This window comes from Flavobacterium chuncheonense, assembly GCF_042686145.1.
Lineage (GTDB): Bacteria > Bacteroidota > Bacteroidia > Flavobacteriales > Flavobacteriaceae > Flavobacterium > Flavobacterium chuncheonense.
The window spans coordinates 295695-319560 of the sequence record NZ_JBHUPC010000013.1; the positions used below are offsets into that span (position 1 = coordinate 295695).

General features: G+C 34.3%; 20 protein-coding genes. 11 read left to right on the forward strand and 9 right to left on the reverse strand.

What is annotated here, in order from left to right; translation table 11 throughout:
- Positions 1 to 247: 247 nt before the first annotated feature.
- From ACFS5J_RS08875 to gdhA, 6 genes are all read right to left on the reverse strand, one after another.
- Positions 248 to 844: a lipoprotein signal peptidase gene (locus ACFS5J_RS08875; RefSeq protein ID WP_379811755.1), complete on the reverse strand. Its 597-nt coding sequence runs from the start codon at positions 842 to 844 to the stop codon at positions 248 to 250.
- An 84-nt stretch (positions 845 to 928) separates the two neighbouring features.
- Positions 929 to 1309, reverse strand: a complete 381-nt coding sequence (locus ACFS5J_RS08880) for a TraR/DksA family transcriptional regulator (protein ID WP_379811756.1) — start codon at positions 1307 to 1309, stop codon at positions 929 to 931.
- A 58-nt stretch (positions 1310 to 1367) separates the two neighbouring features.
- The gene (gene ileS / locus ACFS5J_RS08885; RefSeq protein ID WP_379811757.1) at positions 1368 to 4769 is read right to left on the reverse strand and encodes an isoleucine--tRNA ligase; all 3402 of its coding nucleotides are present in this window, start codon (positions 4767 to 4769) and stop codon (positions 1368 to 1370) included.
- Between the two features lie 97 nt (positions 4770 to 4866).
- Positions 4867 to 5580, reverse strand: a complete 714-nt coding sequence (gene recO, locus ACFS5J_RS08890; RefSeq protein WP_379811758.1) for a DNA repair protein RecO — start codon at positions 5578 to 5580, stop codon at positions 4867 to 4869.
- A complete protein-coding gene (gene porZ / locus ACFS5J_RS08895) occupies positions 5580 to 7868 on the reverse strand; it encodes a type IX secretion system anionic LPS delivery protein PorZ (protein ID WP_379811759.1) in 2289 nt (762 codons plus the stop codon). The genes recO and porZ overlap by 1 nt, the downstream gene beginning before the upstream one ends.
- Positions 7869 to 7982: 114 nt before the next feature.
- On the reverse strand, positions 7983 to 9326 hold the full coding sequence (gdhA, locus tag ACFS5J_RS08900) for an NADP-specific glutamate dehydrogenase (RefSeq protein ID WP_379811760.1): 1344 nt from the start codon (positions 9324 to 9326) through the stop codon (positions 7983 to 7985).
- Positions 9327 to 9549: 223 nt separating this feature from the next.
- On the opposite strand from gdhA, the gene ACFS5J_RS08905 reads away from it, so the two are divergent.
- Positions 9550 to 10329, forward strand: a complete 780-nt coding sequence (locus tag ACFS5J_RS08905; RefSeq protein ID WP_379811761.1) for a THC0290_0291 family protein — start codon at positions 9550 to 9552, stop codon at positions 10327 to 10329.
- A 65-nt stretch (positions 10330 to 10394) separates the two neighbouring features.
- On the opposite strand, the gene ACFS5J_RS08910 is transcribed toward ACFS5J_RS08905, so the two are convergent.
- A complete protein-coding gene (locus ACFS5J_RS08910; RefSeq protein WP_379811762.1) occupies positions 10395 to 11540 on the reverse strand; it encodes a cystathionine gamma-synthase in 1146 nt (381 codons plus the stop codon).
- 33 nt (positions 11541 to 11573) lie between these two features.
- Positions 11574 to 12029, reverse strand: a complete 456-nt coding sequence (locus ACFS5J_RS08915; RefSeq protein ID WP_379811763.1) for a DinB family protein — start codon at positions 12027 to 12029, stop codon at positions 11574 to 11576.
- Positions 12030 to 12155: 126 nt separating this feature from the next.
- Between ACFS5J_RS08915 and ACFS5J_RS08920 the strand changes: the two genes are divergently transcribed.
- The 10 genes from ACFS5J_RS08920 (at position 12156) to ACFS5J_RS08965 (ending at position 21024) form a co-directional block, all read left to right on the forward strand.
- Entirely contained in the window at positions 12156 to 12509 is a 354-nt protein-coding gene (locus ACFS5J_RS08920; protein WP_379811764.1) for an arsenate reductase family protein, read from the forward strand.
- Positions 12509 to 13405, forward strand: a complete 897-nt coding sequence (locus ACFS5J_RS08925) for a DMT family transporter (RefSeq protein ID WP_379811765.1) — start codon at positions 12509 to 12511, stop codon at positions 13403 to 13405. The genes ACFS5J_RS08920 and ACFS5J_RS08925 overlap by 1 nt, the downstream gene beginning before the upstream one ends.
- 70 nt (positions 13406 to 13475) lie before the next feature.
- Positions 13476 to 14336, forward strand: coding sequence for a YicC/YloC family endoribonuclease (locus ACFS5J_RS08930; RefSeq protein WP_379811766.1), 861 nt, complete (start codon positions 13476 to 13478; stop codon positions 14334 to 14336).
- 3 nt (positions 14337 to 14339) lie between these two features.
- Positions 14340 to 15035, forward strand: a complete 696-nt coding sequence (locus ACFS5J_RS08935; RefSeq protein ID WP_379811767.1) for a hypothetical protein — start codon at positions 14340 to 14342, stop codon at positions 15033 to 15035.
- Between the two features lie 4 nt (positions 15036 to 15039).
- On the forward strand, positions 15040 to 15612 hold the full coding sequence (gmk, locus tag ACFS5J_RS08940) for a guanylate kinase (protein WP_379811768.1): 573 nt from the start codon (positions 15040 to 15042) through the stop codon (positions 15610 to 15612).
- 14 nt (positions 15613 to 15626) lie between these two features.
- Positions 15627 to 16208 carry a nicotinate (nicotinamide) nucleotide adenylyltransferase gene (nadD, locus tag ACFS5J_RS08945; RefSeq protein WP_379811769.1) on the forward strand — a complete coding sequence of 194 codons (582 nt, stop codon included), beginning with the start codon at positions 15627 to 15629 and terminating at the stop codon, positions 16206 to 16208.
- Positions 16209 to 16324: 116 nt separating this feature from the next.
- Positions 16325 to 17341, forward strand: coding sequence for a zinc-dependent alcohol dehydrogenase (locus ACFS5J_RS08950; RefSeq protein WP_379811770.1), 1017 nt, complete (start codon positions 16325 to 16327; stop codon positions 17339 to 17341).
- Positions 17342 to 17420: 79 nt separating this feature from the next.
- Positions 17421 to 18584: an iron-containing alcohol dehydrogenase gene (locus ACFS5J_RS08955; RefSeq protein WP_379811771.1), complete on the forward strand. Its 1164-nt coding sequence runs from the start codon at positions 17421 to 17423 to the stop codon at positions 18582 to 18584.
- A 295-nt stretch (positions 18585 to 18879) separates the two neighbouring features.
- Positions 18880 to 19875 carry an NAD(P)H-dependent glycerol-3-phosphate dehydrogenase gene (locus ACFS5J_RS08960; RefSeq protein WP_379811773.1) on the forward strand — a complete coding sequence of 332 codons (996 nt, stop codon included), beginning with the start codon at positions 18880 to 18882 and terminating at the stop codon, positions 19873 to 19875.
- A gap of 171 nt (positions 19876 to 20046) precedes the next feature.
- Complete coding sequence (locus tag ACFS5J_RS08965) at positions 20047 to 21024, forward strand: TerC/Alx family metal homeostasis membrane protein (protein ID WP_379811774.1); 978 nt, start codon at positions 20047 to 20049, stop codon at positions 21022 to 21024.
- Between the two features lie 40 nt (positions 21025 to 21064).
- Here the strand turns inward: ACFS5J_RS08965 and ACFS5J_RS08970 are convergent, their stop codons facing one another.
- Entirely contained in the window at positions 21065 to 23848 is a 2784-nt protein-coding gene (locus ACFS5J_RS08970) for a GH92 family glycosyl hydrolase (protein WP_379811775.1), read from the reverse strand.
- Between the last annotated feature and the right edge of the window lie 18 nt (positions 23849 to 23866).

The window sequence follows — 23866 nt, forward strand, 5'->3', positions numbered from 1 at the left end:
TTAAGAAAAGCCTTATTAGGTCTTTCAACATTGGTGCTTGCTATAGGATTTAGCAGTTGCCACGTTCACCACAGCCACCATCATCATAAGACCGTGGTAAAAAGAAAACCTGTGCCTCCTGGTCATTTAAAAAAGTATAACGGCTCTAAAAGTGCCAAACACTACACTCCAGGTCATCGTAAAAAACGTTAAAAACAAAACCCCAATTTTAAAATTGGGGTTTTGTTTTTATTTATATGCTTTCAAATTATTTTGAGCCAAAGGCTTTCTTATTGAATACAATTAAGATCCCAACACCTGTAGAAATTGCTACATCAGCAACGTTAAAGATGGCGTTAAAAAAGGTAAAATGCTTCCCACCCCATATTGGCAGCCATGTTGGTAAATTTCCTTCCCAAATAGGAAAGTAAAACATATCTACTACTTCACCATAAAACCACTTTCCGTAAGGCTCATCTGCAAACATAGTTGCTACTTGATGGTAACTATCATTAAACATTACACCGTAAAACACAGAATCGATAATATTACCTACTGCACCCGCCAAAATTAAAGCAACAGCTATAATTAAAAAATTGGAATGTTTCTTTTTAACTGAATCCCAAAGCCACCAAGCAATACCAAAAACAGCAACAATTCTAAATAATGTTAAAATCAACTTTCCATAATCACCCGGTATTACTGCACCCCATGCCATTCCTTCATTTTCAATAAAATGAATACGAAACCATTCAAACACATATACTTCCTCGTTTATAAAGAAATTGGTTTTTACATATATTTTTGAAATTTGGTCAACTAGTAAAATAATAATTACTAATAAATAGGCTTTCTTTAATGACATTCTGTTAAAAATTTGAGCAAAAATACGGATTTTCACAAATAAAAAACGCTCCAACTGGAGCGTTTCTCTCTTTTTATTTTAAGTTTAACGTTGTAAGTTCTTTGCTTCGATACTCATTGTAGCATGTGGAACTATTTTTAAACGTTCTTTACTAATTAATTTTCCTGTTACCTTACAAATACCATAGGTTTTATTCTCAATTCGAATCAAGGCGTTTTTTAAATCTCTTAAAAACTTTTCTTGACGAATAGCCAACTGAGAATTTGCTTCTTTAGACATGGTTTCGCTACCCTCTTCAAATGCTTTAAACGTAGGTGACGTATCATCCGTTCCGTTATTCAAATCATTCATGTAGGCACTTTTAATCAAGTCCAAGTCATGTTGCGCTTTCTCAATTTTCCCTTTGATAAGCTCTCTGAATTCAGCCAAATCTGCGTCTGAATATCTTGTCTTTTCCTCTACCATAATTTACAATATTAAGGTTATTACTTTTAATTTGCTAGAGAAGACCGTTGGGGCAACTCTATTTAGAAATTAATACTTTTGTTTGCAACTCATCAAACTCAATTTCTGTACCATTCTCAATATTGTCTACAAAAATAAGTTCGTTAGTTAAAGTTTCCGACTTGATGTAATCCTCATTTGCTTGTACAGCTTGTTCAATTATTGCTTCTTTTTGCAATTGAACTCTAATCTTATCGGTTACTTCAAATCCTGAATCTTTACGGATGTTTTGAATTCTATTCACCAACTCCCTGGCGATACCTTCATTACGCAATTCGTCTGTTATTGTAATGTCTAATGCTACTGTAATTCCATTAGCATTAGCTACCAACCACCCTGGAATATCCTGTGACGAAATCTCTACATCTGCGATTGTTAAATTAATACTTTTTCCTGAAATGTCAAGTGTTAACTCTCCTTGTTTCTCTAAAGCATTGATTTGTTCTTGCGAAAAACATTGTATCTCCTTAGAAATCAGACCCATATCTTTTCCAAAACGTGGTCCAAGTGCCTTAAAATTAGGTTTAATTTGCTTCACTAACACACCTGATGCATCCTCTAATAATTCAATCTCTTTTACATTAACTTCTGCTTTAATTAGGTCAGAAATAGCCTCAATTTCAGCTTTAAAATCTTTGTCAAGTACTGGAATCATTACCCTTTGCAAAGGTTGACGCACTTTTATCATTTCTTTCTTACGTAGTGACAACACTAAAGAAGAAACCGTTTGCGCCTTTAACATTTTACTTTCTAACGATTTATTAACAAAGTTTTCAACGTATTTTGGAAACTCGGCCAAATGTACACTCTCAAAACTTTCCGTATGTGTAGCTTGCGTTAAATCTTTGTAAAGTTTCTCCATGAAAAACGGTGCAATCGGCGCTCCAAGCTTCGCTACAGTTACCAAACACGTATATAAAGTCTGATAAGCTGCAATCTTATCCTGTGCATAATCCCCTTTCCAGAAACGTCTTCTACACAAACGCACATACCAGTTACTCAAGTTCTCTTGAACGAAATCCGAAATAGCACGTGCTGCTTTTGTTGGTTCATATTCTGCGTAAAATGCATCTACATCTTTTATCAAAGTGTTTAATTCTGACAAAATCCAACGATCAATTTCTGGTCGTTCTTCTAATGGAATTTCAGCCTCAGCATATTTAAAACCATCTATATTAGCGTATAACGCGAAAAAAGAATACGTGTTATACAACGTACCAAAGAATTTTCTACGTACCTCAGCAACTCCTTCAATATCAAATTTCAAGTTGTCCCATGGATTTGCATTTGCAATCATGTACCAACGCGTCGCATCTGGACCGTACTCTTTCAATGTTTCAAATGGATCAACAGCATTACCCAAACGCTTTGACATTTTTTGTCCATTTTTATCCAATACTAATCCGTTTGACACTACGTTTTTATAGGCAACTTTATCAAAAACCAATGTTCCTATTGCGTGAAGCGTATAAAACCACCCACGGGTCTGATCAACACCTTCCGCAATAAAGTCTGCAGGAAAATCTTGATTACCTTCAATCTTTTCTTTATTTTCAAATGGATAATGCCATTGTGCATACGGCATAGAACCAGAATCAAACCAAACGTCAATTAAGTCTGTTTCGCGTTTCATTGGTTTACCCGAATTGGAAACTAAAATTATATTATCGACAACATTTTTATGCAAATCAACCAATTCGTAGTTGGCTTCATCCATATTCCCAATTTCAAATCCTTTATAAGGATTCTCATTCATAAAACCAGCAGCAATTGCCTTTTCAATAGCATTGTACAATTCTTCAACTGAACCCATTATTACCTCTTCTGTACCATCTTCAGTTCTCCAAATTGGCAATGGGATACCCCAATAACGCGAACGTGATAAATTCCAATCGTTTGCATTTTTTAACCAATTTCCAAAACGGCCTTCTCCTGTAGCTTTTGGTTTCCAGTTAATCGTTTCATTTAAATCAAACATACGATCTTTTACATCCGTAATTTTGATGAACCATGAATCCAATGGGTAATATAAAATTGGCTTATCCGTTCTCCAGCAATGTGGATAACTGTGCACATATTTCTCAACCTTAAAGGCTTTATTCTCTTCTTTTAAACGAATCGCAATTTCAACATCCACCGATTTCTCCGGTGCTTCCCCTTCGTTGTAATACTCATTTTTCACATATTTCCCTGCAAAATCTCCCATTTGACTTACAAACTTCCCTTGTAAATCTACTAATGGAACAGGATTTCCATTTTCATCCAAAACTAACATTGGAGGCACTTCAGGAGTAGCTTCTTTAGCCACTTTGGCATCATCTGCTCCAAATGTAGGCGCAGTATGCACGATACCCGTACCATCTTCTGTCGTTACGAAATCACCAGAAATTACACGGAATGCGTTTTCAGGTGTTTGATATGGCAAAGTGAATGGTAATAATTGCTCGTATTTAATCCCTACTAAATCAGCACCTTTTGCTTCAGTTAAAATTTGGTACGGTATTTTTTTATCTTCTGCTTTGTAATTTGTGAAATCTTCTTCAGATTCCGCAACAAAATATTTTCCACCAAATTGTTTTCCAACTAAATTTTTAGCTAAAACAACATTGATTGGTTCGAAAGTATATTGATTGAATGTTTTAACTAATACATAATCAATTTTAGGTCCAACTGTTAAAGCTGTGTTCGATGGTAATGTCCAAGGAGTAGTTGTCCATGCTAAAAAGTGAACCGTTCCAAAACCCTGTAAAAAACTAGGCAAAGTAGATTCAATTGCTTTAAACTGCGTTACAATTGTTGTATCGGTTACATCGCGATACGAACCCGGTTGGTTGACCTCGTGAGAAGATAATCCCGTTCCGGCTTTTGGAGAATACGGTTGGATTGTATAGCCTTTGTACATCAAATCTTTCGAGTAGATTTGCTTTAGCAACCACCAAACCGATTCCATGTATTTTGATTTGTAGGTCACATATGGGTCTTCCATATCTACCCAATAACCCATTTTTTCAGTTAAATCGTTCCAAACATCAGTATAACGCATAACCGTACGTTTACACGCTTCGTTATATTCTGCAACAGAGATCTTAGTTCCGATGTCTTCTTTGGTAATACCCAATTCTTTTTCGGTTCCAAGTTCAACTGGTAGACCATGAGTATCCCAACCTGCTTTACGTTTAACTTGGTAACCCTTTTGAGTTTTATAACGACAAAAAATATCTTTAATAGCACGTGCCATAACGTGGTGAATTCCAGGCAATCCGTTTGCAGAAGGCGGCCCTTCAAAAAACACATACGGTTGGTTCCCTTCACGTGTTGTTACACTTTTTTCAAAGATGTTTTCTTTTTTCCAAAAATCAAGTACTTCAGATGCTACTGTAGGCAAGTTAAGTCCTTTGTATTCAGTAAATTTTGCGCTCATTTTGTCGTATTCTTTAATCAATTTGCGAAAGTAATGATTTATAAAGCAATAGGCAACAGGAAAACAGCAAAAGTTTTATTGATAATTAGAGGATTGACTAAGCAAATACTTCTCTCAAAACATCAAGCGATTTCGGTTTACGAAAACCTTCAATATTGAAAGAATAATAATCGATGAGGATTTTAAGTAATAATTGACGTTGATTCCCTGAAAAAATGCGCTGATCATCATCAAACTTTAAACACATCAACTTCTTAAAAAGCATTGTTTCATCTGAAGACAGACAACTTAATGCTTGGGATTCCACAAACACGCCTTCTGAAATATCAAAAAAAGAGAATTCTTCTGAATCATTTTGCGGATAAAACCCTAAATACTTAGTGATTTGCAACAAAATAATAATATGAAAATTCGCTATTTCATCATGATGATCCAGCCACAAAAAAGCTGTTTCTAAAAATTCGAATAGATCCTCATTTTTCCCTTCTTCCTTTATAGCATGATGCAACATTTCCGACAGAAACAGCACTATGGTAGTTTTAACAATATCAGCGTGAATCGTTCGGTAAGAGTGACTTATCTTAACTTCTTTGAAACGTTCTAAAACACCTTTGTTTTTGTGATTCGCCTCAATTTCCAACTGTGTCATTGGCTGAAAGAAAGCAACCCTCTGTTTATTATTTTTACCCGTAAAAGCATTGTTTACAAAATAACTTTTGATACCATCTGAAAAAGTCAAACACTTAACGATTAAACTTTTTTCTTGGTATTTCAGACTCGATAAAACAATAGCTTTTGTTTTGACAAGCATTAGCGTATAATCATTACTTTTTTAACTGTAGTATCAGAACCATCATCTGTAGCCACAAAAACCATATAAACACCTGATGCTACTTTATGTTTACCAAAAGCAGTGGTATCCCATTCAATTGTTCCACCTGCAGAAGTAGTTTCATACACCAAATTCCCTTCAATATCCGTAATTTTAACATTAGCTTGATCTGTTAACCCTGCAATCTTCACTGTTCCTATAAACTCTGGGCGAACAGGATTGGGATACACAAACACATTAGCTAAATTATCACTTGGTTTTGTTGCAATACCTAAAAAGGAAACTAATCCCTTATCTGTCGCAAAGAACACTTCACCCGTAGCACCATCAATTTCAATATCTACTACATTATTGCTTGGTAAAGGTGAATTCGTTTTATCAAAACGATAAATTGTTTGCTGTCCATTTTGCGACACTAAGAAAACACCTCCATCTGCAATTGAAATCCATTTCCTATTTGCACCATCAACCGCTATATCCAAAATCGTTTGTTGATAGAATAACTCTTGCGCCAAATCCCCTTCTTGAATAATTATAGCGTTTGTTGACAATTGATTATCGGTCAAGAACCGATCCACACTTGGCAGGACTCTAAGCCCTTTGAAAGTACCAATCCACAATTGATTACGGCTGTCAATAGCCACACAGCGCACATCAGGATCAGGCAAATTTCCGTTTTCTGAGTTGATTACGATAAACTTATTATTCATTACGTCGTTAAAAGCAATTAATCCATCATTTATTGCAGGTATCCATTTGGTATTATTCTTATCAATTGCCATTGGTGCATAACGACCACTAGCTACACTAGGAGCAATACCTTGGAAATTATAGGATTGCCATTGTCCATCTGTTCGCAAAACCTTCAAGGCCCTATTCACCCTAGAATTAGTCACCCATAAATTCCCTTGTTTATCAAAAGAAGGACTATTGATTCTGACATCAATATAATTAGGATCTGGTGGAGACAACACTAGCGTTTCCAATCCGTTTGGCCCAGTATTTTGGCTATTAAAGAGGGTAATATTATCTCCTTGAAACTTCAATAAACCTGAAAAATACGATGTAATATAAACCTCATCAGCATTATTCGGATTAATAGCAATATCTGACAATGATTTAGCTTCCAACAAATCTTCATAAGGAATATTAACCCATCCCTTATCGTTATAATACTTACTAACCCCAATTTCATCCAATGGATAAGGATTATAAAGCCTAGAATAATCGCCATGTACAACCCAAAGCGTATTAGGTGCCTTTTTTACTCTAAATGTATAATTTTGAATCGGTCCGTTCGGCGACATATTTTCAAATACAGTGGGATTTAATAATGAAGTTGAAAACAATCCATTTTTCTCTGTGCCAATATAGAGTATTGAACCTACAACTGTAGCAGCACTAAACACTACATTATAATCTGGAATAGCGGTTATGTGAGCCTCTTGTATATATTGTTGATTCAATACATAAACATGGTTTGATGTTGTTATAACAACTTGATTACCATTAGTTTTCAAACGTAATCCCAATTGATTTTGATTCAAAATTTGCACAAATCCACTTATATTATAGCGATAGGTATAGCCATCAACGTTCATTGCAACGAGCTCGTCATTGAAAGTCACAATACCATTCCAATAACCTGCATCAAAAGTTTGCCACTGATTATAATCGTATAAAAAAGGATTAGAAAGACTTGCTTTACGAATACCATGTTCTCGAGTTACAGCATAAATATCATTGTTTAAAACCGTAGTTTGCAAAACTTCTGTTTCACTTCCAGTAGGACTTATAAAATATGTGATGGTAAATTCTAAACTTGACAAATCGAAAACTGAAATACCATAATTTGTTGCAACATACACCTTCCCATCATATTCATACAAATCATTTATTTTCTTTTTTGATGCTGGCACAGGGACTTCCTCAATAATATCAACTTTTTGCGCAATACTACCATCACTATTCACCACCAATAGCAAACCATTATCATTTCCAACCAATACTTTATCCAGAAAATCAGAATGTAAAACACATGTAATTGATTCTGGCTTTAACCCATTAACAGAATTATAAATACTTACATCCTGATCGTTTAGTTTTTTATAAAAAACACTATTATCGGTTCCAGCATAAATAGCATCAACACTTTCATCTAAATCTACTATTTGATTGTAGGAAAAATATCCTTTCCAAAGTTGGTTTTCCTGACCAAAAAGAAAGTTTCCAATTAAAAGAAGCAAATAGAATATTTTAAATTTCATGAATTTCAATTTTATACAAATATAATATAAACGATTAAAACTAATTTTAGGTATACACTAAATAAAAAAGGCTTCATAAATGAAGCCTTTTAAAATATTTATTACAAAGTGATATTACACCACTCCTTGTGCTAACATTGCATCTGCAACCTTAACGAAACCAGCGATATTAGCTCCTTTTACATAATCAACATATCCAGTAGCATCTGTACCATACTTCACACATGATTCGTGAATGTCAGCCATAATTCTTTTTAATCTTTCATCCACTTCTTCTCTTGTCCAATTCAGACGTAAAGAGTTTTGTGACATTTCTAAACCTGAAGTTGCAACTCCACCTGCATTAGACGCTTTTCCTGGTGCGAATAAAACTTTAGCAGCATGGAACACTTCAATAGCTTCTGGAGTTGAAGGCATATTAGCTCCTTCAGCAATACAGAAACATCCGTTATCCACTAACATTTTAGCCTCTTCTCCGTTTAACTCATTTTGAGTAGCACATGGTAATGCGATATCACATTTTACTTCCCAAGGGCGTTTTCCTTCAAAGAATTTAGCGTTTGGATATTGTTGAACATACTCAGCAATTCTTCCTCTTCTTTCATTTTTCAATTCCATGATGAAAGCTAATTTATCTGCATCGATACCATCTGCATCATAAATATATCCTGAAGAATCTGAAGCAGTTACAACTTTAGCTCCTAATTCAGTTGCTTTTTCAATAGCATATTGCGCAACGTTACCAGAACCTGAAACCACAACAGTTTTTCCTTGAAAACTATCTCCTCTAGTAGCCAACATGTTTTGTGCAAAATACACATCTCCATAACCAGTTGCCTCAGGACGGATTAATGAACCTCCAAAAGTGATACCTTTTCCAGTTAAAACTCCTGTAAATTCATTTCTTAATCTTTTATATTGACCAAACATATAACCTACTTCTCTTCCTCCTACACCGATATCTCCAGCAGGAACGTCAGTATCAGCACCGATATGTTTCGCTAATTCTGTCATGAAAGCTTGACAAAAACGCATGATTTCAACATCTGATTTTCCTTTAGGATCAAAATCAGAACCTCCTTTACCACCACCCATAGGTAATGTCGTTAAGCTGTTTTTGAATACTTGCTCAAAAGCTAAGAATTTCAAAATACTTAAGTTTACTGAAGGGTGAAAACGAAGACCACCTTTATAAGGTCCAATAGCTGAATTCATTTGAATACGGAAACCTCTATTAACTTGAGTATTTCCTGCATCATCAACCCAAGCAACTCTAAACATAACTACGCGCTCTGGCTCAACCATACGCTCCAAAAGCATTTTGCCTTGGTATTTTTTATTTTCTTCAATGAAAGGGATAACTGTTTCAGCTACCTCTTGAACTGCCTGCATGAATTCAGGCTCATTTGAATTTCTTTTAGCTACTGCTTCAATAAAAGACGCTACACTTTCTTTCATGATTAATTGTGGTTTAATTTATTGTAAATAAACAATTTTAGTTTTGGGCAACAAATATACGCTTAATTAAATCACAAGATATTTTTTTTATAAAAATTTTAGCAACTACACCTTTGATGGATAAATTAAATTTTTTTAAGATTTCATAAATAAGAAATTTAATATTTTTTTTCAAGTGCTTGATGTTTTTATATATTTGTCAGATAATCAAAAACTTTCGGTAATGATTAAAAAAATACAATTACTGTTATTACTATTACCTTTATATTCCATTACTACTCAGGCCCAATTTGGTTTCTCACATGAAATTGGAGCTTTCGTAGGAGGTGTTGCTTTTCAATCTGATTTTGGCGTAAGACATAACTTTGAAACCAATGCCGGGAATACTGGTTTTGCAATAGGTTTGGTACACTATTTAAATTTTTCTTATCGTGCCGATTGTAATTGTTACACTACGGACACTTATTTTAACGACCATTTTAAATTACGTTCTGAATTATCATACAACAGCACTAAACTTGAACACTTTGGCGAATGGGCAGAAAAAGACTCTCCTGAAGGATACAAATTAAGAGCCATGAAGGGCTCTGCTAAAGTAACCGATCTTGGTATGCAGCTAGAATACTTCCCGTGGAGTATTCGTGAGTTTAGCGCTAGAGAGGGAGCTTGGGCACCATTTATCGGATTAGGAGCACATTATGCTTTTTTTCAAAATGACACTTATTCAGAGCTTGGTCCTTTAGGAACATTAGAAACAACTTATCCTAGATATTTACCTGATGGATGGTCGAGTGAAGGAGGAAATACGTGGTCGGTAGTATCAAGTGTTGGTACACGATATAAACTTACAGAATTATCCGACTTATTTGTAGAGTTGAGATGGCAATATTATTTCTCAGATTGGGTAGATGGCTTACGAAAAGATCCCGATTTATGGAAAGAGAACAAAGCAAACGATTGGAATCTTTGGTTTCACTTCGGATACATTTACTATTTAGATTAAAAATTTTCAATAAAAAAAGCCTCAATTTGATTGAGGCTTTTTTTATATCATATTCAAAACTGATTTTACATCAACGCTTGTTCGATATCGGCTAATAAATCATCAATATCCTCTACACCTACACTCAAACGTACTAAGTCATCTGTTATACCAATTTCAGCTCGCTTTTCTGCAGGAACAGAAGCATGTGTCATAGACGTAGGATGATTCGCTAACGATTCAACACCTCCCAAAGATTCCGCCAAAGTAAACACTTTTACTTTCTCCAAGAACTTCACAGCATCTTCCATTTTACCCGATTTGAATGTAAAAGTAACCATACCTCCAAAACCACCTATCATTTGCTTTTTAGCAATTTCATGATGCGGATGATTTTCTAAACCAGGATAATATACTTGTTTGACCGTTGGATGAGCTGCTAAAAACTCCGCTACTTTCGCACCATTCTCCGAGTGACGTTGTACACGCAAATGCAAAGTTTTAATTCCTCTCAAAACCAAATAGCTATCCATTGGTCCTAGTGTTCCTCCAGTTGCAAACTGAGCAAAATGTAATTTCTCCCCCAATGCTGCATCTTTAACAATTAAGGCGCCTGCAATAACATCTGAGTGTCCACCAAGATATTTTGTAGCTGAGTGCATAACAATATCAGCTCCTAAATCTAGTGGCTTTTGTAAATATGGAGTAGCAAAAGTATTGTCAACAGCAAACAACAAATTATGCTTTTTAGTAATCTTAGCAATTTCAGCTATATCAGCTAATTTCATTAAAGGATTTGTAGGTGTTTCAACCCAAATCAATTTAGTATTTTCATTGATTAATGACTCTAATTTTTCCAAATCCGTCATATCCACAAAATGAAACTTAATTCCAAAATCTTGATAAATACGCGCAAACATTCTATACGTTCCACCGTATAAATCGTCCATTGCAATTACCTCATCATTTGGTTTTAACAATTTCATTACAGAATCTGTCGCTGCTAATCCTGATGAAAAAGCCAACCCTTTCGTTCCGTTTTCGATACTTGCTAAAGCATCTTCTAGTGCTGTACGTGTAGGGTTTGCCGCTCTACTGTATTCGTAATCACCTACCGGTTTACCGGGAGAAACCTGAGCAAATGTTGACGTTTGAAAAACAGGAGGCATAACCGAACCTGTTACTTTTTCATGGTGTTGACCACCATGTATGGTTTTTGTGTTGAATTTCATCTCTTAAATTTTAATAATGCAAAGGTATTAAGTTTAAACGAATTTCTTCAATTGCATGATAATTCCCAAATGGACTCCTTCATGAAAGTTATTAAATTCCATCGCTGCTTTTGCATCGGGAATTCTATAACCCGTCATCGTAGTATATTCCATATATTTTTCAAAAGTTCCAATTTCAAAATCCTTTTGTGTCTGTTCCAAAGTTAAAAAAAGCAACTTTTTTAACTCCTCAACATCTTCTGTAGTAACTTCACCATTTGGTGTAGTTCCTCTTTTGTATTGACTTATCATTTCTGAAGAAACCAGCATCGGTAATCCCGATAAATTATACACCAAAAGTTGCTGAACGACCACAATATGGCCTATGTTCCAAATAATATTATTTGAAAAACCCGAAGGAATTGTGTTTAACTGTGGTATAGAAAGCGTTTCCAGATAGTGAAACAGAACTTTTCGGTTTGCGTGATTAATTTTAAATGTTTCATCCATAAAAATTGATTTTCACGAAGATAATCATTTGATTCTTTAAAAACTTAAGAAAGTTGAATACAGAAATCCAATCCATTTAAATTTTCTAATACTTAATCCGAATTTGTATTTTTGTAAAAAAATAAAATGAAAAATACTATCTATTACTTAGCTTCTTGTGATACTTGCCGAAAAATAATCAAATCATTACCAAAAGATGCTAATCTAGAATACCACGATATCAGACAAAACCCACTTACTGAAGAAGACCTTAATACTATGGTTTCACTTGCCGGAAGTTATGAAGCTTTATTCAGCCGAAGAGCACAATTGTACAAAGAACGCGGGTTAAAAAATCAGGTTTTAACCGAAGAAGACATAAAAACATTACTTCTTGAACATTATACTTTCTTAAGTCGTCCGGTGTTCATAATTGATGGTAAAATCTACATTGGAAACAGTCAAAAAGTAATTAACGAAGTTATTTCTGTTTTAAGCTAATGTCAAAAAGAAATTGGGCGTTATTGGGCGCAACTTTCGTTGCAATAATCTATGGACTCACTTTTACCATAGCCAAAGATGTTATGCCAGAACATGTTCAGCCTTTTGGATTGATTTTAATTCGAGTTTTAGGAGCTACCATATTATTTTGGCTCGTCTCATTTTTTGTGCCTCAGGAAAAAATTGCTTTAAAAGATTTTCCTCGGATAATGGCTGCTTCTTTTTTTGGGGTTGCTTTTAACCAACTTACTTTTTTTAAAGGCTTAAGCTATACCTCGCCCATAAGTGCATCCGTAATAATGGTTACAGCTCCTATAATTGTTTTAATTTTATCGGCCATTTTGATAAAAGAGCGTATTGAGCTTAAAAAAGTACTGGGAATAATCATCGGTCTTACAGGGACTGCCATTTTAATTTTATATGGAAAATCTGTAGGCAGTGCTACAAATGCCAATTGGGGCAATTTTCTAGTCTTTGTCAATGCCTTTTCCTATGGAATTTACCTTATTTTGATCAAACAACTGATAACCAAATACAATGCACTATCGTTTATCAAGTGGATTTATACGTTTGGACTATTGTATGTTATTCCTTTTGGATACAATGAATTTTCAGCAATAAACTGGAACATTATGCCTACTGAAATTTATTATAAAATAGGCTACTTAGTTTTGTTTACTACCTTTCTAGCTTACCTGATTAATCTTATGGCGATGCGCCATTTGAAACCTACAACACTTTCCGTTTTCATTTATCTGCAACCATTTTTTGCTACTATTTTTGCCATTAGCATGGGCAGAGACAGTTTGAATCTTATCAAAATAATTGCTGCAGGATTGATTTTTGTGGGAGTTTACTTGGTTACCCAAAAGAAGGAATTAACTTCTAAGAATTAACAGATTAGACAACACTCAGAAATTAACTAAGATACTTTTCATATATTTGAACTCTTTTTTAAAGTAAATTATGATACTATCCATGACCGGTTTTGGTAAAGCTTCAAAGCAACTGCCAACAAAAAAAATTACAGTAGAAATTAAATCGTTAAACAGCAAAGGTCTAGACTTAAACGTTAGAATGCCTTCTATATACAGAGAAATGGAGCTGGGCTTACGAAACTTAATCTCTCAAAAACTAGAACGTGGAAAAGTAGATTTTTCGCTTTACATAGAAGTAACCGGTGAAGAAACCTCTTCAAAAGTAAATGCTCCTATTGTAAAAGGTTATATTAACCAAATGAAAGCTATTATTCCTGATGCAGACGCTACGGAATTGATGAAAATGGCTGTCCGCATGCCTGATGCTTTAAAAACAGAACGTGACGAAATTGATGAAAATGAATGGAAACAAATTCAGGAAGTCATCAATGATTCATTGGAAAACATTGTTATTTTCAGAAAAGACGAAGGCGCTTCTTTAGAAAAAGAATTCCAATTACGCATTACCAACATTAGAAACTTCATGGAACAAGCTTTATTACTTGATCCGGAAAGAGTTAAAAATATAAAAGAACGTTTACAAACGGCTATAGAGGAATTAAAAGTCAATGTTGATGAAAATCGTTTCGAACAAGAATTGATCTATTATCTAGAAAAACTTGATATCACTGAAGAGAAAGTTCGTTTAACCAACCATTTGGACTATTTCTTAGAAACCCTAAATGGCAATGAAGCAAACGGTAGAAAGCTTGGGTTTATCACGCAAGAAATGGGTCGTGAAATTAACACTATGGGTTCAAAATCAAACCACGCTGAAATGCAGAAGTTAGTGGTACAAATGAAAGACGAGTTGGAAAAAATTAAAGAACAAGTTTTAAACGTTTTATAATTCATGCGCCGTTTAGTTTCAAAAATAATTTTCCTTTTTTGTTTTGTATCACTTGGGATAGTAGTATCATGTGGTACAACAATTAAAACACTTGTTGGTTTTAAAAACCCAAAAGTTGAAACAAAAGCAACTGTTTTAGAATATTTAGACGACAATAAAATAGAGCATGATACCTATTTTAGAACCGTTAAAAAAGAAAAAGACTCTATTGAAATTTATAGAAACTTGATTTTTGGCTTCAATTCTGAGATTTTAATTTTTGATAAAAACGGAACAAAATACTGCTACAATGGCAACGAAGAATGCTCGGGTGTGCAATTACGTTCCGCATTTGAAAACTTTGAATCTAATTATAAACCATGCATCGATACTACAAAAACCGTTTCACTTGATTCGTTTTTATCGCGCTTGCAGGACAAAAATGGCAACCCAATTCTAAAAAGTGATTTGCCGGATGCTGATTATTACTTCTTTAACTGCTGGAATAAATATGCTGGTCGTTCTAAAATGATTAAAGAAGATATAGATTGGCTTTACGAATTAAACCAAAATACCTCTAATAAAATCGAAATTATATTAATCAACACTGATTTATTAGAAGAATGGGGACTTGAAGAAGGAGGAGAACTCCCGCTTAAATTTAGAAAACATGAAGGAGGATTACGCATGACATTTGGTGCGTTACCCATAAAAGCATAAAACTATGAACAAAGGAAAATTAATCGTACTTTCTGCACCTTCGGGTTCAGGAAAAACTACTATACTTAGACATTTGATGAATTATCCAGAATTAAATCTGGAATTTTCAATTTCATGCACTACCCGAGCGCCAAGAGGAGAAGAAGAAAATGGAAAAGATTATTACTTTTTAACTCCTGATGAATTCAAACAACATATCAAGAATGAAGATTTCGTGGAGTGGGAAGAAGTTTATAGAGATAATTTTTACGGAACTTTAAAAACGGAAGTGGAGCGCATTTGGGCACAAGGTAAAAATGTTATTTTTGATATTGACGTAGCAGGTGGATTACGAATCAAAAATAAATTCCCCGAAGAAACATTAGCTATTTTTGTCAAACCACCAAGTGTTGATGAATTAAAACGTCGTTTAAAGGAACGCTCAACGGAGAGTGAAGACAAAATCAACATGCGTATTGCAAAAGCGCACGTTGAGTTGGCGACAGCTCCACAATTTGATACGATTATCAAAAATTACGACTTAGATACAGCAAAAGAAGAAGCTTACCAATTGGTTAAAGGTTTCGTTTTAAAATAGTAAATATTGAAATAATGAAAATTGGACTCTATTTCGGAACTTTTAATCCCATACATATTGGGCATTTAATTATTGCCAATCACATGGCAGAACATTCCGATTTGGATCAAATTTGGATGGTGGTAACCCCGCACAATCCTCATAAAAAAAAGAAGACTTTGCTAGACGACCATCATCGTTTGCACATGGTAAATTTAGCTACCGAAAGCTATCCCAAAATTCAAGCTTCAGATATCGAATTCAAATTACCGCAACCCAATTATACCGTTCATACTCTGGCGCACCTACAAGAGAAGCACCCAAAATATGAGTTTTCATTAATCATGGGAGAAGACAATTTGAATTCCTTACACAAGTGGAAGAACTACGAAGTAATTCTCCAAAACCATGACATTTATGTGTACCCAAGATTAAACTCTGGAGAAATTGAAGAACATTTTATAAACCATCCTAAAATTCATCGTCTAGGAGCTCCCGTTATTGAACTCTCTTCAACTTTTATTCGCAATTCCATCAAAGATGGAAAAAATGTAATTCCAATGCTACCTAATAAAGTTTGGGAATACATGGACCACAATTTATTTTATAAAAAATAAAACTTATCATACTTCAAACCAAATAATTAAAAATACATTTTGTGTTTTTTTTATGATTTTTCATACCGTACCATAAACGATTTTAAAGTAATTTTAAGGTCAAAATAGTACTTATTATGGAAAAATCAAACTTATCAGGTGTCTTTTACGGAATTCACGATATCCGTGCAGAAAAACTAGAAATGCCAAAAACTACCGATGACAGTGTACTAATAAAAGTTGAAAAAGCTGGAATCTGCGGAACCGATTTACACATTTATCATGAGGCTTTAGTTCCTCCAGGCTCTGTTTTAGGACATGAATTTTGTGGAACTATTACTGAGACAGGAAAGAATGTAACCGACTTTAAAGTGGGCGAACGCGTTGTGGTAAACCCAATGACGCAAGGTGTTGGTCTAGGTGTTTCACCAGGCGGTTTTGCTCAATATATCAAAATTGATAACGTACAAAAAAACATAAACCTATACAGTTTACCCCAAAACATCACTACAACACAAGGCGCTCTAATAGAGCCACTTGCGGTAGGACTAGCCGCTGTAAATAAAACCGATTTTTCAAAAGATGACATAACACTCGTAACAGGATGCGGTACTATAGGATTAGTAACTATTGCGGCACTTAAGGCTAAAGGTGTTAAAAATATAATCGCTAGTGACATTAGTGAAGTGCGCTTGGAAAAAGCCAAAAGTTTAGGTGCTACTCATACATTCAACCCTACCAAACAAGGTGATTTAAAATCATTCATAATCGATATTTTTGGTGTTCGACAAGCACTGGATTATAGTGGAAATTTACCCAATTTAAATGTTGCCTTTGAGTGTTCTGGTGTGAGTGCATTATTGAGTGAAGTAATAGATTGTTTAGCTCCGGATGGCAAACTCACTGTATTAGCCATTTATAGTAAGCCAATCACTTTTGATCCTAACAGAATAGTATACAAACGTTTAAATGTGCAAGGTACTTTGTTCTATACGTTTGAAGATTTTTCAGAAGCAATTGATTTGGTTGCAACAGGAAAAATTGATGTTTCTACAATAGTAACACATACTTATCCATTATCAGAACTACCAGAAGCTTTTAAAACACAGGCCAATAGTAATATTTCAATAAAAGTAACCGTAGCTATGGATTGATTGTTATCAATCTTAACATTACTTTACCAAACGTTCCCTTTTGCTTTTTGTAAATTTGGGTAACCTTAAAATTTATAATATGCTTAATTTCGAATTATACAATCCTGTTAATTATGTCTTCGGAAAAGGACAAATAGCCAAAATAAAAGATTTAGTACCGCAAAAAAGTAAAATCCTGATAACCTATGGAGGTGGTAGCATTTTCAAAAATGGCGTTCACGATCAGGTAAAAAAAGCTTTAAAAGACTTTGAAGTAATTGAATTTGGTGGCATCGAGCCAAACCCACATTTTGAGACTTTAATGAAAGCTGTAGCAATCATTCGCGAACAGAAAATTGATTTCATACTAGCTGTAGGTGGTGGAAGTGTAATTGATGGAACGAAATTTATCTCGGCAGCTGTGAATTATGATGGAGATGCAGCTGACATACTTCGCAAACGCATTTTATTCAAAGATGTTACAAAAGTTGTGCCTTTTGGAACCGTCTTAACACTACCAGCAACAGGTTCCGAAATGAATTCTGGCGCTGTAGTTACCATTGCAGCTACACAAGAAAAATTAACTTTAGGAGGAAGTGCATTGTTTCCAAAATTCTCGATTGTTGACCCAACAGTGATTACATCCTTACCAAAAAGGCAATTGCAAAATGGTGTTGTTGATGCATTTACCCATGTGATGGAACAATATCTGACCTATACACATGATGCTATTTTACAAGACCGTCTTGCTGAAAGTATTTTACAAACTTTAATTGAGATTGGCCCTGATGTAGTTGAAAATCCAAACGATTACAAATTGGCTTCTAATTTTGTCTGGTGTGCTACTATGGCCCTAAATGGACTGATTCAAAAGGGAGTACCAACCGATTGGGCAACACACATGATTGGTCACGAATTGACCGCTTTATACAATATCGATCATGCCAGAACATTGGCAATTATTGGTCCGAATTTATACAAAGTAATGTTTGAAACCAAAAAAGAAAAATTAGCACAATATGGTAAACGTGTTTGGAATTTAAGTGGTACTGAAGATGAGATCGCAGCAAATGCTATAGAAAAAACGGTTTCCTTTTTCCACACTTTGGGTATGAAAACCAAACTTTCAGAAAACACTACTGATTTTACAAAAACAGCAGATTTCATTATAAATCGATTTGAAGAAAGAGGTTGGAAAGCTTTGGGCGAAAAACAAAATATCACGCCTGAAAAAGTAAGAAAAATAGTAGAATTAAGCTATTAACCATTAGTTTGTTCTTCCAAAACAAAAAAGCGTTCAAAAAATTTCTTGAACGCTTTTTTTTACCAACCAAAACTAAAAACAGATTAACCCAAACAATCTTATGGCAGATTTGATTGTAACTAACTTCTATTTGTTCTTAATTACAACAAGATAACGCCATACTATTCGCTAAATTGCTTCATCAGGATATAAAATTATGTTAAATTTAATTCTTTAAAATCTAAGCTAAAATTACACTGTGTTTTATTTTGCGAGTATTTTATTTACCTTTGAGGTTCCTAAATTTTAGAAAAAAATGGAAAATCAACCCAGGTTTGCTGTTATTGGTGGGGGAAGTTGGGCGACAGCTATAGCAAAGATGCTTTGTGAAAACCAAAGTAAAATTGCATGGTACATGCGAAATGAAGCTGCTGTTGAACATATTAAAGAACAAAATCACAATCCAAATTATTTAAGTTCTGTTGAGTTTCATACAGAACAATTAGTACTTACAAATGATATTAATGAAGCAGTTAATTTTGCAGACTGTGTCATTTTTGCCATTCCTTCAGCTTTTTTAAACACTGAATTGAAAAAGCTTACTGTAGATTTATCGGATAAAATTATATTTTCTGCTATAAAAGGTATTGTTCCGGAAACTAGTTTAATTGTTGGTGAACATTTTCATAAAACTTACAATATTTCCTATGAAAATATTGGGGTCATTACGGGGCCTTGTCACGCAGAAGAAGTAGCACTTGAACGTTTATCATATTTGACTATTGCATGTGGCGATCGTTTAAAAGCGAAAATGGTTGCAAAAAATTTAAGTTCAGATTACATCAAAACTAAAATATCAGATGATATTGTAGGTACTGAATATGCTGCAGTTCTTAAAAACATTTATGCTATTGCTGCTGGTATCGCTCATGGTTTAGGCTATGGTGATAATTTTCAGGCGGTATTGATGAGTAATGCCATTCGTGAAATGAAAAAATTCATCAAAGAAGTACACCAAATGAAACGAAACATTAACAATTCGGCATATTTAGGCGACTTGCTAGTTACTGGTTATTCTGTATTTTCTAGAAACAGAATGTTTGGAAACATGATTGGTAAAGGATATACTGTAAAATCAGCACAAATGGAAATGAGTATGATTGCCGAAGGGTATTATGCTTCAAAAAGTGCTTATGAGATTAATCAGAAACTTGGTGCTAAAACTCCAATAATTGATGCTGTTTACAGCATACTTTACGAAAATAAAGACCCTAAAAAAATATTTAAGAAATTAATAGAAAAATTGGATTAAAAAATATTTTTTATCCCGTCAATACCAAAATCGAAGTTAACAATCTGATATTCAATTTGTTACTTCGGTTTTTTATTTTAAAAACACAATCATAAACTACTCATTATCAAGACATTACGATAGTTTCCCTTGATTTAAAATGCTTATTATAACTTTGCAAAAAACAAATATATGGACCACTTAATCAACCATCCTGTCATAATTGGTGTTTTCTCGATTACTATTATCATCATGTTACTTTTAGATTTAGGCATCTTAAACAAAAAAGGACATGCTATTTCAAGTAGAGAAGCTGCTATTTGGTCAGCGGTTTGGATTTCATTAGCAATGGGATTTAGTGGAATCATTTATCGCTTTCTTGGTCCAGAACAATTTCTACAATTTCAGGGAGCCTATTGGATTGAAAAAGCACTTTCCGTAGATAATTTGTTTGTTTTTATTTTAGTTTTTGGTTATTTTAATGTTGCAAAAGAAGCACAACACAAAGTCCTATTCTGGGGAGTAATTGGTGCCTTAGTATTTAGAGCCATTTTTATTTTTACTGGGGTTTGGATTCTAAACTACACTTACCTGCCGGAAATGGAAGTATTTGGAAAAACGGTTCAAATCAATTTCCTACTTACTATTTTTGGTATCATTCTAATTGGTGCTGGAATAAAATCTTGGTTCAGTCATGGAGAAGATGAAGGAGAAAAAGATTTCTCCAAAAGTCCAGGAGCAAAAATTATCCATCGTTTTTTTAAAGTCAGTAAAAATTTTGACGGAGATAAATTCTTTACAATTCAAAATGGTATAAAAATGGCAACACCTCTGTTAGTCGTTGTTGCTATCATTGAATTTACCGATTTATTATTTGCTGTTGATAGCATACCCGCTATTTTTGCTATTGCACCAGATGATCCATTCATTTTATACACCTCAAACATATTTGCCATTTTAGGCCTTAGGTCGCTTTATTTTCTTTTAGCCAACTTCATGTATATGTTTAGCCGTTTGCATTATGGATTGGCGCTTATTTTAGCTTTTATTGGCACTAAAATGATTATCGCGCCATTTGTCCACATCTCATCTGTTGTTTCTTTAGCTGTAGTAGGATGTATATTGGTCGTTTCTGTATTATGGTCATTGCTATTTCCAATCAAAGATTAAATTAAAAAACACAGCTAAAGCTGTCCTTTTTATTCATTCATTATTCAATTTCAATTTCGTCTATAAAAATAAAGGCATATCCTTTGTAAGGGTAAGCTTGATGCCACTCTGGCAGTTTACCAAAATTTTTCGCAATTACTTTTACATAACGCCCTTTTGCATTGACTGTTGTTCCTAACTTTTGCAAAACTATATTGTATTCTTTTGGATCTATTTTATTGGTTACGCTAGTTATTTTTTTAAACGATTTGTTATCATTTGAAACGTAAAAATCAACTTTTGTAGGCATTAAAATCCAAGCACGCGTATCTTGTAAAAAACTGGCCGACAACTTGGAAATATCTTTTTCTTCTTGCAAATCAATTACCGCCTCAAAATCTTGATCTTGGTATCCTTGCCAATCACCTTTTCTCCAATTTTCACTACCATAAATTCCATCAATCAACCCTTCTTTACCACCTGCTGTATATAGTGGATTGTATTTCGACTTAATAGCAACGGTATAATCATTCGGTTTTTTAAAAAATTGAGCCGAGATAGTATCACTTACGCGTCCAGAACCATTATCAGAATAAAACTCAATAGTAGCCGATTCATCTAAAACCAACTCTTTTTGAAACTTTTCCAATTGTAATCCGTTTATACTGTAGAAATAAGTGAGTTCAGAATCGAAAGAATCGAAAGTTACAATCAACTTATCTTTAAACGATTTGCTTTTAGCATTAATAACTGGAGCAGGAACAATAACTTTAAAGTCTTCATTATCGGTTAATTCCAATGCATCTTCAAAACCAAAATCCGTAAATTCACTTTCAAAAGGTTTGTTGATTACACGAGAACTTTCATTTTCAAGGTGTAATGTAACACTATCAAAATAAGGTTTTGTTGTTGCCCAAACCCCTCCGTTTCCTGGAGTCACAGCATATATCCCCATACTACTTAAAATATACCACGCACTCATTTGTCCGCAATCTTCATTTCCTATCAAACCATCAGGGGCATTTTTATAAAATTCATCCAAAATATAATGCACTTTCTCGGTTGTCTTTTCGGGTTTACTGATATAATTATACAAATACGCCATATGATGACTCGGTTCGTTACCATGGGCGTATTGTCCAATTAATCCAGTAACATCAACTTGTTCTCGACCTGTGGTTTTACTTTCACTATTGAACATTTCGTCAAGTTTTGCTTCAAATTTTTTTGGCCCTCCATAAGCTGCAATCATACCGTCAATATCTTGTGGCACAAAAAAAGTATATTGCCACCCATTGCCTTCCGTATAGCTATTGTTTACCTCACGCGGATCGAAATTTTTTTCCCAACCACCGTTCTTTCTTGGCCGAATAAATCCGATTTTCCAATCAAACAAATTCTTCCAACTTTGAGAACGCTTCATGAAATACTCATAATCCTCTTTTTTGTCTAAAATTTGGGCCATTTGCGCAATACACCAATCATCATAAGCATACTCCAATGTCTTAGAAACACTCTCATGTTCGTCATCAATCGCTATAAAACCATTTTTCTTATATTCTTTTAACCCTAAAACGTCTCGCATCGCTGATGCTTTACTTGCTTCAAAAGCCTTTTCATAATCAAAACCTTTAATGCCTTTACTCATAGCATCAGCAATTACAGAAACCGAATGGTAGCCAATCATACAGTCAGTTTCATTAGACGCTAATTCCCAAACCGGTAATCTACCTCCTTGTTCATACTGCATAAGAAAGGTATTGATATAATCAACAGTACGTTTTTTATCAATCAAGGTATACAAAGGATGTGCTGCTCTAAAAGTATCCCAAAGCGAAAAAACAGTATAATAATCAAAACCTACAGCAGTGTGGATTTTGTTATCACGTCCTCTGTATTTTCCATCTAAATCTTGAGCAATATTAGGTTGCATCATCGTATGATACAAAGCCGTATAAAAAATAGCCAGTTTGTCTGAATCGGTTGAACTTACTTCAATTTTAGACAATTCTTTATTCCATAAAGCCACTGCATCTTGATGTACTTTTCCAAAATCCCAATCTGGTATTTCAGAACTATTCAATTTAGCGCCTTCATAACTCGTAGGAGACAACGCCACTTTGATTAAAATTTTTTCTCCCTTTTCAACATGTTTAGAAAAACTCAAAGCCAACTTTCTATCTGAGAAAAACTTCTTATCAAAATTATTACCACGTGTCTTGGATATTTTCATTGGCATATTAAACTCAATACGAGCATAAACATATTGATTGTTAGCCCAAGCATCACTTCTACGTAAAACTTCAACTGTTCTATCATTTATTACACGAACAGTACCCTCTAAAAGTTTATCTCGATGATTTAAATCTAAAATAACATTTGCCTGACCTGATTTATTAAAGGTATATTCGTGAAAACCCACCCGAGTTGAAGCTGTTAACCGTACATCAATATCATACTTATCCAATTTAACAGCATAAAAACCAGCTGAAGCTTGCTCATTATCATGAGAAAATTTTGAAGTATAGTCCTTGGTTTTAAAAGAAGGTTTTCCCATTGTTGGCATCAACAAAATATCACCAAAATCTGAAACTCCTGTTCCATTCAAATGCGTATGAGAAAAGCCATAAATGACATTATCCGAATAATGATATCCCGAACATCCGTCCCAACTTCCATCAATACGCGTATCAGGTGACAACTGCACCATACCATATGGAGTGGTTACTCCAGGAAAAGTGTGACCATGCCCTCCTGTTCCGATAAACGGATTCACATGTTTTGCAAAATCTTGTGCAAAAGCTACAGAAGTAGTAAAAAGTAGATATAAAATAAAATTCCTCATTCTATAGTGTATTATATA

Excerpts from the sequence above, each read along its gene's own strand:
- ACFS5J_RS08875 (WP_379811755.1), bottom strand. The coding sequence starts at position 844 with ATGTCATTAAAGAAAGCCTATTTATTAGTAATTATTATTTTACTAGTT.
- ACFS5J_RS08880 (WP_379811756.1), bottom strand. The coding sequence starts at position 1,309 with ATGGTAGAGGAAAAGACAAGATATTCAGACGCAGATTTGGCTGAATTC.
- ileS (WP_379811757.1), bottom strand. The coding sequence starts at position 4,769 with ATGAGCGCAAAATTTACTGAATACAAAGGACTTAACTTGCCTACAGTA.
- recO (WP_379811758.1), bottom strand. The coding sequence starts at position 5,580 with ATGCTTGTCAAAACAAAAGCTATTGTTTTATCGAGTCTGAAATACCAA.
- porZ (WP_379811759.1), bottom strand. The coding sequence starts at position 7,868 with ATGAAATTTAAAATATTCTATTTGCTTCTTTTAATTGGAAACTTTCTT.
- gdhA (WP_379811760.1), bottom strand. The coding sequence starts at position 9,326 with ATGAAAGAAAGTGTAGCGTCTTTTATTGAAGCAGTAGCTAAAAGAAAT.
- ACFS5J_RS08905 (WP_379811761.1), top strand. The coding sequence starts at position 9,550 with ATGATTAAAAAAATACAATTACTGTTATTACTATTACCTTTATATTCC.
- ACFS5J_RS08910 (WP_379811762.1), bottom strand. The coding sequence starts at position 11,540 with ATGAAATTCAACACAAAAACCATACATGGTGGTCAACACCATGAAAAA.
- ACFS5J_RS08915 (WP_379811763.1), bottom strand. The coding sequence starts at position 12,029 with ATGGATGAAACATTTAAAATTAATCACGCAAACCGAAAAGTTCTGTTT.
- ACFS5J_RS08920 (WP_379811764.1), top strand. The coding sequence starts at position 12,156 with ATGAAAAATACTATCTATTACTTAGCTTCTTGTGATACTTGCCGAAAA.
- ACFS5J_RS08925 (WP_379811765.1), top strand. The coding sequence starts at position 12,509 with ATGTCAAAAAGAAATTGGGCGTTATTGGGCGCAACTTTCGTTGCAATA.
- ACFS5J_RS08930 (WP_379811766.1), top strand. The coding sequence starts at position 13,476 with ATGATACTATCCATGACCGGTTTTGGTAAAGCTTCAAAGCAACTGCCA.
- ACFS5J_RS08935 (WP_379811767.1), top strand. The coding sequence starts at position 14,340 with ATGCGCCGTTTAGTTTCAAAAATAATTTTCCTTTTTTGTTTTGTATCA.
- gmk (WP_379811768.1), top strand. The coding sequence starts at position 15,040 with ATGAACAAAGGAAAATTAATCGTACTTTCTGCACCTTCGGGTTCAGGA.
- nadD (WP_379811769.1), top strand. The coding sequence starts at position 15,627 with ATGAAAATTGGACTCTATTTCGGAACTTTTAATCCCATACATATTGGG.
- ACFS5J_RS08950 (WP_379811770.1), top strand. The coding sequence starts at position 16,325 with ATGGAAAAATCAAACTTATCAGGTGTCTTTTACGGAATTCACGATATC.
- ACFS5J_RS08955 (WP_379811771.1), top strand. The coding sequence starts at position 17,421 with ATGCTTAATTTCGAATTATACAATCCTGTTAATTATGTCTTCGGAAAA.
- ACFS5J_RS08960 (WP_379811773.1), top strand. The coding sequence starts at position 18,880 with ATGGAAAATCAACCCAGGTTTGCTGTTATTGGTGGGGGAAGTTGGGCG.
- ACFS5J_RS08965 (WP_379811774.1), top strand. The coding sequence starts at position 20,047 with ATGGACCACTTAATCAACCATCCTGTCATAATTGGTGTTTTCTCGATT.
- ACFS5J_RS08970 (WP_379811775.1), bottom strand. The coding sequence starts at position 23,848 with ATGAGGAATTTTATTTTATATCTACTTTTTACTACTTCTGTAGCTTTT.